Below are 14,817 nucleotides of genomic sequence, written 5' to 3'. Positions count from 1 at the left end.
GGTGAATCGATGGAGCAAATCTCAAAATATATCAATCTAACTCTGAAAACAATTGTTGGAGTGATTTTATCTTTTTTAATTCTCCTTGTATTTGGGAATGCACTACTTCGTTATTTATTTAATTCGGGGATTGTTTGGTCTGAGGAATTGGCTCGTTATCTTTTTGTTTGGCTCGTATTTTTAGGGGCAGTACTAGCATATCGCGATAAAGAACATATTATTGTCGATGTTGTAGTACTGAATGTCCCAAAACCAGTACAAAAGATCTTATATATTCTTTCTAACGTAATTGTTTGTATATCCATGATCATGTTCCTCTATGGTCTAACTTTGCTAATCGAGATGAATGCTGGAATTTTAGGTCCTGCTACAGGTTTACCAGTAAATTTACTTTACTTTGCAGGATTGGTATGTGCGATTGCGGTTGTGATGATCACGATTCTTCAAACCTATCAGTTTTTCAAAGGAACTTATACTCCTCAATGGTTTAAAAAAACTGAAGTGGAGGAGGATGAGAACTCATGATGGCTTTAATTTTCTTACTAGCTCTATTCGTTCTACTATTTATTGGTGTTCCAATTGCATTCGCCATGTTAGTTAGTGGAATTGTCATGATGTACTTTATGGGTATTCTAGATGCTCAAATCATTGGAGAATACTTTATCAAAGGAGCAAACAACTATGCCTTAATGGCGATTCCATTCTTCATTCTAACTGGTGAAATTATGAATGTTGGTGGGGTTTCAAAAAGAATTGTAGATTTTGCTATGGCATTTGTAGGTCATATTAAAGGTGGATTAGGCTATGTAACGATCATAGCGGGGTTGATTTTTGCAGGATTATCGGGATCTGCTGTGGCAGATACTGCTGCATTAGGTGCAATTTTAATCCCCATGATGAAAAACAATGGATATGACATTAATCGTGGTACAGGTTTATTAGGAGCAACAGGGATTTTAGGAACAATTTTACCGCCAAGTATTCCATTAATTTTATTTGGAGTAGCGAGTGGGGTTTCAATCTCACAATTATTTATGGCAGGAATTGCACCAGGGATTCTGATTGCTTTAACGCTAGTAGTATTATGGAAGCTACTAAATAAGGAATCAGTAAATCAATTTAATAAAACAACATTGAAAGAAAAATGGGTTGCATTTAAGAGAGCATTTCTAGCTTTATTGTTACCAGTATTACTAATTGTCGGTTTAAGAGGTGGCGTATTTACACCGACTGAAGCAGGGGTTTTTGCCAGCGTCTATGCATTATTAGTTAGTTTTGTATATCGTGAAATTAAGTTAAAAGATTTACCTGAAGTATTTCTTTCAACTGCAAAAACGACAGGGGTTGTGTTATTTTTAGCTGCTGCTGCGACTGTCACTGGGTATGCCATAACAGTTGCTCAAATTCCGAATCAGTTAGTTAACTTATTAACTGGTATTTCTTCAGAACCTATTATTTTGATGCTTCTTATGATGGTACTGTTACTATTTGTAGGAGCTGTAATGGATATGACTCCTGCAGTATTAATCTTTACACCAGTATTACTTCCTATTGCAACAAGTGTAGGAATTGATCCAGTTTACTTTGGGATTATGATGGTCATAAATTTATCAATTGGTTTAATTACGCCACCAGTCGGAACCGTATTGTTCGTCGGGGCCGGAATAGCAAAAATAAGTATGGGACAAATCGTAAAAGGAATTTGGCCATTTTTAGTTGCAGAAATTGTCATTCTATTCTTGATGGTTATTTTCCCAGATATTGTGTTAGTACCTTTAAATTGGTTTAGATAAAACATTGAATTAAAAGGGAGAGATATTATGAAATTCATTAGATTTGTCGATCAACATCAAGTTACTCAATCAGCTATTGGCCTTACGTTAAATGAAGTGTATATAGTTCCTTTCGAAAGTTATGTAGATTTTTACTATCATCTAAAAGAAAACGAAACAACTGCAGAAAATTATATTAAGGAAAATGGCCTGACACCAATCTCAATCGAAGAAGATTCTCTGGATGTACCAATAGAAGCAGATGAAGTGTGGGCTTCCGGCGTAACATATCTGAAAAGTAAAGAGGCTCGAAACTATGAAGCTACTTCTGGGAAACTAGATGCAACCACTTTCTACGATAAAGTATATGACGCAGAGAGACCTGAAATTTTCCTAAAATCTACTGTGCGCCGTACACAAGGACCAAATAAAGAGCTTTATATCCGTAGTGATTCAAACTGGCAAATCCCTGAACCAGAACTTGGACTAGTTATTGGAAAAGGGGAAGAAATTATCGGTTACACATTAGGAAATGATATGAGTTGTCGAGATATCGAAGGGGAAAACCCGTTATATTTACCGCAGGCTAAGGTTTGGAAAAAATCTTGTTCTATTGGTCCGGCAATTCTTTTGCCAGAATCAATCGCAGATCCATACGAACTATCTATTAGTTGCAAGATTAGTAGAGAACAAGAAGTAGTATTCGAGGGCAATGCTAGTATTAATCAATTAAAAAGAACACTAGATGAATTAGTACAGTTCTTAGTACGTGATAATGATATTTTACCTGGTACTGTCTTGCTGACAGGAACTTGTATTGTTCCTCATAATGAATTCACATTAGCTGTAGGTGATGTGATTGAGATTAGCTCAAATCGTATTGGAACACTGAAAAACTATGTTGGTGCTTTTCAATAATAAGAGGTTAATTGTTAAAAGAGATCATTCCTCTGTGTGCAATTAACGGAAAATTAAAACAAGTCTTACTTTTGGGTGATTGAAATGAAAAAAGTATTTATTACGCGAAAAATGCCCGAGCAAATGGTTCAACAATTAGCACCCTATTATGAAATGATTCAATGGCATGAAGTTTCAACTCCTGCTCCTTCTCAATATATTGGAGAAGTAATCAAAGATGTTGATGCAGTTTGGTGTGTCGGTGGCGATTCTTTCGCTATCGATACACTCTCAAAAGCAAAACAATTAAAACTAATCGCAAACTTTGGTGTAGGATACAACAACTTAGATATTGATTCTATGAAAAAACTCAATATATTAGGAGCTAATACACCTAATGTTTTGAATGATGCCACAGCAGATTTAGCATTTACTTTACTGTTATCAACAGCACGTCGAATACCTCAAAATATGAAATACATCGAACAAAACCAGTGGACAGGCTGGGAACCATACCAAGGTGCTGGGGTAGATCTATCGAATAAAACCTTAGGGATTATCGGAATGGGGAAGATCGGTCAGACCGTGGCAAAGCGTTCCATAGGTTTTGATATGAATGTTTTGTATCACAATCGCAAACGCAATGAAGAGGCCGAAAAGAAATATGGTGCGACCTACTGTGATCTAAATACACTTTTGAGTCAATCTGATTTTATTATCATTTTGACGCCACTTACTAATGAAACGAGAAATCTTATCACTTTAGAGCAACTTAAATTAATGAAACCTAGTGCAATTCTAATAAACGCAGCTCGTGGTGGAATTGTAAATGAAGATGATCTATATATCGCTCTTAAAGAAAATTTAATATGGGCTGCAGGTTTTGATGTATTTGAATCTGAGCCAATCAGTAATGCTCACCATCTCCTTCAACTAGATAATTTTGTCGCAACCCCTCATATAGGCAGTGCTACAATTGACACTCGAAATGCAATGATGCAACTAAATATAAATTCTTTAATTGCATTAGCAAAAAATGAACCAATCCCAAACTTAATTTATTAAGTAAATAGATAGTAGATTTCTAGATTGTAAAACCAAAAACGAGTTATTGTTGCTTCTTATTAAAGGGAGGGTATATATGTTTCCTGTTATCACGAATGAGGTAAATCCTTATAGAGATCAAGTTCAAGGGAAAGCCAATGAACCTATTACCGTCGCAGGACTTCTAGACCAAGCAAAACAGTATTTGGGGAGAAACGGGAATACGATAACACCGACTTGGACTCTAGAAGAAATTTGCCTTAGATTAGAAAAAAATGCACCTCGCATTGCCATCATTGGCGGTTCAGCAGATCATCCTGCACATATTTTAGACTTTCTGACTGTATCTCATGTCGCATTACGCATTTGGGAAAATGGAGGTATCCCTTTCTATTTTTCGACTCCTGTAATGTGTGATGGTACAGCGCAGAGTAATCAAGGGATGAGTTACTCGCTACAAAGTAGAAATGCTGTTGCACAAATGATTGTCAATCAATTAGAATCTCACAGTTATCACGCAGCTGTCGTACTGCAAGGGTGTGATAAGCAACCATTAGGAGTTGTTAGTGGACTAGCACACTTAGATCGACTTCGAAAAGAACGGAATGAAACACCGTTTATTGCTTCATTTATTCCAGCTCATGTGTTACAAGGGGGAACTATCCCAGAAGATGTTGTGAATGAATTAAAAATCATTTGTGATGAAGCGAGAAAACAAAATCTATCTGAAATCGCAGAAGATATTGAAGATGCAATGAGTTATATTTTACAATGCTCATCCAACACTGCGTTTCAAGGTGTATTGGAACGAGCCGTTAAAGCAAATCTGATTGATAAAAAACAACATAAATCATTAGAGTTAAGGTTAGCTGCTTCAACATGTGATTCTAGTGGGGGGATCTGTGCATTTAATGGAACAGGGAATAGTTCTCGACACATAGTAGCAGGACTGGGACTTATCCATCCTTCAGTAGAGTTACTAACTCAACCTCCAACTCAGCAACAAGTTAATCAAGTCGTAGATGCATTTTCAATCATGCTGAACAAAGAAGAATATGGCGTTTCAAGCTTAGTTCAACAAAATATAAAAAATGCAATTAGAATTCATAGTTCTTCAGGCGGGTCAACAAATTTAATGATACATATCGTATCTGCTATGATTTACGCCGGTTTTGATTTTTCTCTCTTCGATATTGAAGATATTTTAAATGAATATCCTGTCCCTGATTTATTCAATTATAGTTTGACGGAAGATCGAGATATTTTCTCACTGGCTATGCAATGTTGCAGTGGTCAAAGTAGAGGAATGGAATCTTTATTTTTCGAACTATTGAACAACAATGTACCAATGGATACGAATGCATATACAGTGACTGGTCAAACTTGGTCAGAACGGTTGGAAAATAAAACAAATCTCTCCGCTCTTAACGTTAAAAATAATCCTATTATTTTAAATCAACCTAGAAGACCATTTAGTGGAATTGATGTTTTACGAGGTAACTTTTTTGAAAGTGCCATCGTAAAAATCAGTGGAATGCCTACACAACAATTAAATACATTTGATAACAAACTTTCGATTGTTCTTTATTTTGATAATGAAGATGAAGCCAATCAAGATTTACTAAGCGATCATCTACTTTCGAAAATTGAAAGGGCTGTCCCTAATAAGTCGGTACTATTAGAGATCATTAAATATAATTCTCCAGAAAAATATAATCATCATTTGAGTGAGTTAGAAAATCATGAGTTGTTTGAATATATGATTTCTGAACAAATTCTTAAAATCACTGTCATGATTGGTGGTCAAGGGCCTGCAGCATTTGGAATGCCAGAAATGTTTACACCAATGCAACATATTAATGCAAATCGTGTGTTAAAACGAATGTGTACATTAATTAGTGATGGAAGATATTCCGGAGTGACTTACGGAGCTGCGATTGGTCACGTAACACCGGAGTCGTTTAATGGTGGAGGGATTGGGTATATAAAAACTGGCGATCTATTACTCTTGCAAATCCGGGAAAAAGCAATAAATTTGATAGACGTTAGCGCCCTGACGAAAGGGAAAATAGAATTAAATTCTTCATTTTTAAACGAAGAGTCCCGTCAAATTTTATTTAATCAACGAATTGAAAAAATGAAAGTTAGGCAAAAGCTCATTGCGGCAAGTAATAGATTAACTTATCATTCCGATGCAGCAAGAGGTGTCGTTCCTCAAACAATACTAGAAGAAGCAAATGTGAAATTTACAGAGTATTCGGTTACTAGTTAGAGAACTGCTTGGTGTGAAATATTTAGTAATTAATAATAACTTCGTAGTGACAGATGTTTTTGTCGCTACGGTAGAACAGGAGTGTATGTAAATGGTTGAAGCGATAAAAACAGTAGAAGTATTTAAAAACTATATTAATGGTGAATGGAAAGATAGTATTAGCGGGCAAATCACAAACAGTATTAATCCTGCAAATAAAAACGAAATTGTTGGTCAAGTACAGTCTTCCACAATTGAAGAAGTGGATGACGCGATCCAAGCGGCAACAGAAGCGAAAGTAAACTGGCGTAAATTGGGTCAATATAATCGCGGTCAACTTTTATATAAAGTGGCGAATGAGTTAGAGAAAAACCTAAATGATATTGCAGAAACGTTAACAAAAGAGATGGGAAAAACATTACCTGAAGCAATTGGTGAAACGCAACGTGGTATAGCGATATTACGCTACTATGCAGCTGAAGGTATGAGAAAAGATGGTGACGTCATTCCATCCTCTGATCAAGATGCCCTCATGTTCACGAAACGCACACCTCTAGGAGTAGTTGGCATCATTACACCTTGGAACTTCCCAGTGGCTATCCCCATTTGGAAAATTGCACCGGCTTTAGTGTACGGGAATACAGTTGTATTTAAGCCGGCAACCGAAAGCGCTGTTACAGCAGCAAAAGTTGTCCAATGTTTTGAACAAGCAGGTCTTCCAAAAGGCGTATTGAATTTTATTACGGGTAAAGGTTCAGTTGTTGGAGATGCACTTATTAATAGTACAAAATTAAATGGCATTACATTCACTGGTTCTGAATATACAGGGAAGCTTGTCGCGAAAGCAGCGAGTGCTAATGGGGTAAAATATCAACTCGAAATGGGTGGAAAGAATCCTGTAATTGTTCTGAATGATGCTGATCCGAAGAGTGCTGTTGATGGAATTTTAAGTGGTGCCTTTAAATCAACGGGACAAAAATGTACAGCAACTAGTCGTGTCATTGTTCAAGAAGGAATATATGAAGAAATTAAGAACTTACTTCTCAAAGAAGTTGGGAAAATTACAGTAGGTAATGGTATTGACACTGAAATTTGGATGGGTCCGTGTGCGAGTGAAAACCAATTAAATACGGTTTTAGAGTACATTAAGATTGGTCAAGAAGAAGGTGCAAACCTTATATTCGGTGGCAAACGTATAACTGACAATGAATATGCAAATGGTTTCTATGTAGAACCGGCAATCTTTGAAGATGTGACGTCTAGTATGCGTATTGCACAAGAAGAAATCTTCGGACCAGTTATTGCTCTTATTAAAGTAAGTAGTGTTGAGGAAGCAATCGATGTAGCAAATGATACGGACTTCGGTTTAAGTGCTTCTTTATATACATCAAATATCAGTTCTGCTCTTGCCTTCATTGATGATATAGAAGCTGGATTGGTCCGTGTAAATGCAGAAAGTGCAGGGGTAGAATTACAGGCACCTTTTGGAGGCATGAAATCTTCAAGTACTGGAACACGCGAACAAGGTGAAGCCGCAAAAGAATTTTATACACAAACTAAAACAGTATTAATTAAAAATAAATAAGTAGATAATAAACCGCAATCTCAATGTTATGTGAGATTGCGGTTTTTTTGGGACATGGGGACAGGTTCCTCGTCCCACTTAACTGGGACAAGGAACCTGTCCCTGTTGTCCCAAATATTATTGTTGAATTTGTGTTTGTAAAAAAGTATGATAGAGAGTGCTGCTTTTAGTGAGGTAGTATGAAAAAGTACACTAACAATTAATGAAGAAAGCTATAAAAATATATTTTTTCTCTTTGATCTGTAAGGAAGTACATAATGGAGGGTTTATGAGTAATTTATATGAAAAAAGAAACAAAATCGTCATTCCTTTTTTAATCTCTGCTTTTATTGGATTGTTTAACGAAACGGCATTAAATATGGCGTTTGTGGAGATTGGAAAAGGATTTGGTATTGAACCTTCGACGGTACAATGGTTAACGACAGGTTACTTGTTGATATTAGGTGTTTTTGTACCTGTTTCGTCATTTTTAATGCAACGTTTTACAACTAGACAATTATTTGGTGCTTCATTGTCTTTATCGATTATCGGAACGTTAATTGCCGCATTCGCACCAAGCTTTTCGGTATTATTAATTGCTCGTATTTTCCAGGCTTTAGGAACGGCGATTATTTTACCGTTAATGATGACCGTTATTTTAATGGTGTATCCCGTTGAAAAACGTGGAGCAGCGATGGGGAAAATTGGGCTTGTTATCGTATTTGCACCTGCAATTGGTCCAACACTAGCAGGGGTCATTTTAGAAACATTCACATGGCATTTTATTTTTTGGGTAACGATCCCATTTTTATTAATAGCCCTTTTCGTTGGTCTTAAATTCATAGTAAATGTGAGTGAAGTACAGCCGACTAAATTAGATGTGCTATCATTCATCCTCTCCACAATTGGTTTTGGTGGCGTCGTTTATGGCTTCAGTATTTCAGGTGATTTAGGGACATTTATGACTACCGAAGTTTATGTTGCAGTCGGGATTGGCTTAGTCGCTTTATTATTATTTGCGATTCGACAATTCAAGCTCGAAACACCGATGCTGAATTTAAAGGTATTTAAATATCCAATGTATACATTAGGCTTATTAATTATCTTAGCGGTTATGATGACCTTATTATCGGTGATGGTTCTTTTACCGATTTACTTACAAAATGCGTTATTACTAGCGCCGATGATGGCAGGGTTATTGCTGTTACCGGGTGGTGTTATAAATGCCCTATTGTCGGTAGTAGCAGGGAATTTATTCGATAAATATGGTCCGAAATTGATGGTACCAGTTGGACTTGGATTAACGATCATCAGTTTAATTTTCTTAAGCATGATCGGTACAGACACGTCAAATTTAACTATCATTATTATGCATATTTTATTACTAATTGGGTTGTCATTTATCATGATGCCAGCTCAAACAAACGGCTTAAATCAATTGCCACGTGAATTGTATACGGATGGTACTGCTATTATGAATACATTACAACAAGTAGCGGGTGCAATAGGTACAGCCATCGCAGTAACGGTCATGTCGATTACAGCAAATGGATATGATAACCCGTTAACTGGTTTAGTTGAAGGGGTACAAAATTCAATATTGCTAGGATTAATCATATCAGTAGCTGCTTTCGTACTTTCATTCTTTATTAAGCGAGTTTCGACAGTACAGGGACACTAGGGACAGGGGTAAAACCTTGTCCTTTTTTTGTGGGACGAGGGACCTGTCCCCTCTGTCCCACCCCATTTCCGTAAAAAATCTCTATGGAATAATATGCTAGAGTTTTGTATCATTGATTATGGTAGGAAAATACTATATTAGGTGAGGCGTTATGAATTTGAAAAATATTAAAGCTTTCACAAATGAAATAGAAGGTCTACTTGAGGAGTATAAAAAGAAACTACCAAAATTAGAAACTATACAATCTCATCGAATTCACGAAATTCAGAAAAATTTTACAAAATCTCAATATGTCCTAACTGTCGTTGGCTCCTCGAATTCAGGAAAGTCTACATTTATTAATGCCTTGTTGGGTGACGATTTACTGCCAACAAATGAAGAGTTAGCCTGTTCCCTAACAACAACTGATATTGTATTTGGCGATGAATCGAATCAACTAGCAAAACTCTATGAAAACGGCCAGAAACAATGGGTGGAGGGTGAAAGCTTAGCAGAAATCTTTCATCATGAAGTGAAAGCATCTCAGCAACAAGACGAGCTCAATTTCCGTTATCAACTCACTCGTAAACTATATTCTTTACAAGATCATCAAACCAATCAGGAGCGCGATTTTGTCCTTGTTGACACTCCCGATATTCATGAGATGGAAGGCCTCAATGTTAAGAAAGAGGACATCTTGAAGGTTTTCAACGATGTCATTCAAAGAACGGATTCTTTAGTCTATATACTTAATTTCCAAAATTATAAATCAGATAAAAATTTAGAAATATTAAATTCGATACGCGAGGTTCGCCCAGATTTATTGAATCACCTTACCGTTGTGGTCAATCAAATCGATCGCATGACGCCTGAGGATGGGCATCTTCCAGACCAATTGAATGATGTATCAAATGCTCTGATTAGTTGGGGTGTTCCAGATCATACGCTATATCCAATCAGTGCGATTAAAGCATTGGGTGCGCGGTTAATCGAATCTCAATCTCCGCAATTGGCTTCTCATGCGCAAACGCTTGAACCGTTTCTTCCAGAGGTTGATGAAGAAGTGGAAGGAAAGCTTGTAAAGGGGCGGATAGCGCTAGAAGATGCAGCAGATTTGTTACTAAAAGATAGCGGGATTTTACAAGTAGAAAAAGATATTATTACTCCAGTATTTCATCACATTTCAGAAAAAGATCAAGAGATCATGAAATCATCGCTTCAAACGGGCGTGGAGGAAGTTTCAGATCAAGTCAATGAGGAAATGAATCAACTTCAACAGAAGATGGATGAAAAACACAAGGAAATACAACATATTGAATCAGAAAAAGGTAAATTGAAGCAGCTAATCGAGCACCATTTCGATATCCAGATTGAGCTGCAGAATGTTTTCAAAAGTGAAATCAAAAAGTGGGCGGCAAATGAAAACCTTACGCCATTCTCCAAAGAGATTGAGCCATTTCCATATAATTTGAGGGTAATAAACTTTGATACGATGGAAAGCGCGATAGAAGCAGGAGAGCAACAACTGAAAAAATGGATCCTAGAGGAAACTGAACAATTTCTTCGACAAGCACATCAACATTATCATGTAAGAATCCAATCCAAAAGTTCTGAACATGACTTTTTTCACGACATGAATCGACTTGCAGCTATGTCACTTCAGCATCTAAATAAAACACTAGTAGAATTTACGAACCATCTTAAAGGAATTCGGTTCATTGATGAGCACGTAAATATTCCGAGTCCTGAAATGATAGAAAAACCTTATAAGTTAGCAAATCTGGATCAGTATTTATCTTATGTTGAAGTTGAAACCTATGCCGAAGCAGTGACGCGTAACTATTTAATCTTCTTTAAGGAAACGGACTATATCGACCGCTTTGCCTATCAATTAACGAATGCTGTCGAATATACCATTCGTGAGTTACCGATTGAACTATCAGAAATGGGAAATAAACTGAATGATATTTATAAGAAATTGAAATATGTAGATTTTCCACAACGAATCATACAAGTTGTAAAAGACCGTATTCAAGAGTCAGTTCAGCATATTAGAAGTGAAATCATCCATTTGAATGTGCAAGCGGAATTAATCGAGGAAGAAATTGATGATCTTCAAAAAGAATACGATTTGATGGATGAATTCTTACAAAAAATCGTAGGTCGTACCAACTTAGAAACTCAATCGATTACCCTTGAAGTAAAGGTTGCAGATGATTTTGAGCGAGCAATTCGTAAAGCGCCTAATGGGGCAACGCTTTGCCTGGAAGAAGGCACTTTTACTTTGCGAGAACCTCTTGAAATTCATCATTCCATTGGGATCGTCGGGGTGGAAGGGAAAACACAACTAGAATTATGCGATTCATTGATTGTTAAAGGGAATAACTCTTTCTACATGAAGGGTGTTTCAGTTTTATTAGATTCAGAACAAAGTGGCATTGAGATAAATGGGTATTATACAAAGATAGAAAATTCGACATTCACAACGAATGCTGATGCAAAAGGGTCACCGTTTTTATCTTTTGTTGGTGATGTGAAAGGCATTGTTGAAAAGTGTGAGTTTTCGAACGCTGAGACAGCAATTCATCTAACGACCAAAAATGAATTGTTGATTGAGTCCTCTCATTTTGATTCCAACGATAGAGGAATCTTAGCGATGGGTGAATCAAATCCTTATGTTTTAAACAATCGATTTACAAATCATTTGCACAGTGCAATTGAAACGGATGATCATTCAATAGGTGTATATGAGGGGAATCATTTTGAAAATGGTGAAGTCGGTTTGAATGTTTTAAATTCGACATCGCCAAAAATTATAGGGAATCAATTTATTTCCAATCACTTTGGCATTTCCGTTTACGAACATGCGAAACCAACTATAGAAAAAAATGTAATGAAAGAAAATAAGGTTGGATTAAAAGCGCAAGGGCAATCTGAAATTGACTTCGTAGAAAATGAAGTGTTTCAACATTCTACTTTCGGCATCCATTTAGTGAACAACAGTACAGCTAATATGCGTGCAAACCTCATCAAGAGAAACGAAGGCGATGCATTAGTCGTGAATAATTTAGCGAAGGTAATCGCCCATAATAATGAATTTATTGAAAACACAGGTCATGGTGTTGTGCTAAGCGATCAAACCGACGGCAAGTTCGAACAAAATGTATTTGAAGCGAATGAATCCCAGGGTATTTTAATTCAATCAAATGCAACGTTCATTGGCGAAAATAATAGCTTCTCAGAAAATGGGGAAGCGGGTATTCTTGCAGAAGATGATTCAAAAGTAAAACTCTTAAATAATACGATAAAGAAAAATCGAATCGGCATGTTGATTAGCGGGAAAGTTGTACTTGTTTCACATCATAATGAATACCTAGAAAACGATGTACACGGCCTATCAATCTCTGGTTCGAATAAAGGAATTATTGAAAATAACCGCTTTGCACACAATGGGCAATTGCCAATCTATTTAGCGAAACCACAAGCCATTCTGTTTGCGAAAAATCAATTTATCGTCACGAAATGGTATAGCAAAATGAAGGGTTCGTATTTGTTAGCAAAAATTCGAATCGCAGCATCGAATCAACAACTGAAGAAGGAAATCGAGTAGGGACAAGGGGACAGGCACCTTGTCCCTTCTGTTTTGGGTCGTGGGGACAGGTCCCTTGTCCCGAAAACTGGGACAGAGGACCTGTCCCTCCGTCCCATCAAAATTTTATTTTCACAGCTAATTTTGCGTCAAAATTCATATTTAGGACGAAAAAATGCTTCAAAAGTGAATTTTGGGCGTGTCAATTGCTTCATGCACTTTTGACTTGGGGTCGTGAATGAATTACGATTTAACTGAATAATCTAAACTCATGTGAAAGGGAATCGAGTTGGTAACGGTTATTTCAAGTATTGGCTTAAAAAGGATGAGTATAAGAGCTCCTTTGAAAAATAATACATTGAGGTGATTCGACATGCCGAGAGAAGCGCGGAAACAGAGTAGTACAGGAATTTATCATGTCATTATGAGAGGGATCAATAAACAAACAATCTTTGAAGATGAAGAGGATAAGGGACGGTTCTTAGAAATATTAAATAAGTATAAATTGGCCGGTAAATATCGAGTATTTGGTTATTGTTTAATGGACAACCATATCCATTTATTATTGAGGGAGGCAGACGAGGCACTTTCTACCGCCATTAAGCGAATATGTTCAAGCTATGTTTATTGGTACAACATGAAATATGAACGATGTGGACATTTATTTCAAGAACGATTTAAAAGTGAAAATGTCGAAACTGCAGCTTACTTTCTTACCGTACTTCGATATATCCATCAAAATCCATTGCGAGCAGGGCTAGTGAAAAATGTGTTTGAAAGTAAATGGACAAGTGTAAATGAATACATACATAAATCGGACATTGTAGATATTGATATTGGTCTGAAGTTATTTTCTCCCAACCGAAAAAAAGCTAGAAGTTTTTATATCGAACACATGAAAATTTGGACAGATGATCAATGTTTAGACGTCGACCTGATTGCGAAAAAAACAGATCAGGAAGTAAGGGAATATCTATACAAATTAGGTGTAGTAAATATAAGTCATCTTCAGCAATTGGACAAGCCAACTAGAAACAAAATATTAGCTGCGGTAAAATCACTAGAAGGTGTCTCTATTCGGCAATTATCAAGAATAACAGGAATTTCGAAAAGTGTGATTGGTCGATTATAGGGGACGGAGGGACATGTACCGCGTCCCATTTGAGACAAGGAACCTGTCCCGCTGTCCCTCCGTATGTAAATTCCAAAGTCGGTCAAAATAAAGTGACATGGGACAGAATCTCATTCCATTTGGGACAATGAACCTGTCCCCACTGTCCCAAATTTTTAAGGTGGTGACACGTTTAAATGAATAAGAATAAGCGGAAAAAACGATTTTCTTCTTTTATAATAGTTGTAGCACTAATTGCTATGTCTTTTCTGTTGAGGAGTTTAACAGATAGTGAACGTTATTCAGCAGAGAGCAATGGGAAGCCGACGAGTCTAAAAGACCTTAAAATTAAAGTTGCATGTGTAGGCGATAGCATTACATATGGCTATGGGTATCCGGAAGAATTACAGAGACTCCTTGGTACCGCTTATGATGTTCGAAATTTTGGTTATAGTGGCAGGACCGCAATGAGAACTGGAGATTATCCTTATTTTAAGGAAGAAATATATAAAGAGAGTTTAACTTTTTCACCAAATATCGTCGTTATTATGTTTGGGACGAATGATTCAAAAGTTCAAAATTGGATTAGTAAAGAGGAATTTAAAAAGCAATATCGAGATTTAATACTGTCCTATACGACTTTGAATTCAAGTCCTACTGTCTACCTGAATACACCAGCAACTCCTTACTATATAGATGGGAAAACAAGTGGTCCGATGAAATTTAATATACAAAAAGAAAAGGTCGCTGAAGTGGTGGAAGGTGTACAAGAATTAGGTAAGGAGCTAGGGTTAGAGGTCATTAATATTAATCAAGTAACCAAAAATCATCCCGAATGGTTTGAAAAGGATGGAATTCACCCTAACCCTGATGGAGCAAAAGCAATCGCTAGTGCGGTTTATCAAGGGATCACTGGGACATAGGGGACA

10 protein-coding genes are annotated in these 14,817 nt (G+C 36.7%); all 10 read left to right on the top strand.

Annotated features, from left to right (window positions below):
- Nucleotides 1–9: 9 nt before the first annotated feature.
- The 10 genes from JOD29_RS16465 (at nt 10) to JOD29_RS16420 (ending at nt 14,811) form a co-directional block, all read left to right on the top strand.
- Entirely contained in the window at nt 10–525 is a 516-nt protein-coding gene (locus JOD29_RS16465) for a TRAP transporter small permease (RefSeq protein WP_158610603.1), read from the top strand.
- Complete coding sequence (locus JOD29_RS16460; RefSeq protein ID WP_205101716.1) at nt 522–1,793, top strand: TRAP transporter large permease; 1,272 nt, start codon at nt 522–524, stop codon at nt 1,791–1,793. The genes JOD29_RS16465 and JOD29_RS16460 overlap by 4 nt, the downstream gene beginning before the upstream one ends.
- Nucleotides 1,794–1,820: 27 nt before the next feature.
- The gene (locus JOD29_RS16455) at nt 1,821–2,690 is read left to right on the top strand and encodes a fumarylacetoacetate hydrolase family protein (RefSeq protein WP_192894259.1); all 870 of its coding nucleotides are present in this window, start codon (nt 1,821–1,823) and stop codon (nt 2,688–2,690) included.
- An 84-nt stretch (nt 2,691–2,774) separates the two neighbouring features.
- Nucleotides 2,775–3,734: a 2-hydroxyacid dehydrogenase gene (locus JOD29_RS16450; RefSeq protein ID WP_124766608.1), complete on the top strand. Its 960-nt coding sequence runs from the start codon at nt 2,775–2,777 to the stop codon at nt 3,732–3,734.
- 76 nt (nt 3,735–3,810) lie between these two features.
- The gene (locus JOD29_RS16445) at nt 3,811–5,985 is read left to right on the top strand and encodes a dihydroxy-acid dehydratase domain-containing protein (protein WP_124766607.1); all 2,175 of its coding nucleotides are present in this window, start codon (nt 3,811–3,813) and stop codon (nt 5,983–5,985) included.
- Nucleotides 5,986–6,076: 91 nt separating this feature from the next.
- Complete coding sequence (gucD, locus tag JOD29_RS16440; RefSeq protein WP_124766606.1) at nt 6,077–7,549, top strand: alpha-ketoglutaric semialdehyde dehydrogenase GucD; 1,473 nt, start codon at nt 6,077–6,079, stop codon at nt 7,547–7,549.
- A gap of 268 nt (nt 7,550–7,817) precedes the next feature.
- On the top strand, nt 7,818–9,209 hold the full coding sequence (locus JOD29_RS16435) for an MDR family MFS transporter (protein ID WP_124766605.1): 1,392 nt from the start codon (nt 7,818–7,820) through the stop codon (nt 9,207–9,209).
- A gap of 151 nt (nt 9,210–9,360) precedes the next feature.
- Entirely contained in the window at nt 9,361–12,798 is a 3,438-nt protein-coding gene (locus tag JOD29_RS16430; RefSeq protein WP_124766604.1) for a right-handed parallel beta-helix repeat-containing protein, read from the top strand.
- Nucleotides 12,799–13,150: 352 nt separating this feature from the next.
- Nucleotides 13,151–13,909, top strand: coding sequence for a transposase (locus JOD29_RS16425; RefSeq protein WP_124766603.1), 759 nt, complete (start codon nt 13,151–13,153; stop codon nt 13,907–13,909).
- Between the two features lie 176 nt (nt 13,910–14,085).
- Nucleotides 14,086–14,811, top strand: coding sequence for a GDSL-type esterase/lipase family protein (locus JOD29_RS16420; protein ID WP_124766602.1), 726 nt, complete (start codon nt 14,086–14,088; stop codon nt 14,809–14,811).
- Nucleotides 14,812–14,817: the final 6 nt, after the last annotated feature.

It is taken from the genome of Lysinibacillus composti (assembly GCF_016908465.1).
Taxonomy (GTDB): domain Bacteria; phylum Bacillota; class Bacilli; order Bacillales_A; family Planococcaceae; genus Ureibacillus; species Ureibacillus composti_A.
This window is presented reverse-complemented; position numbering and strand designations above follow the sequence as displayed.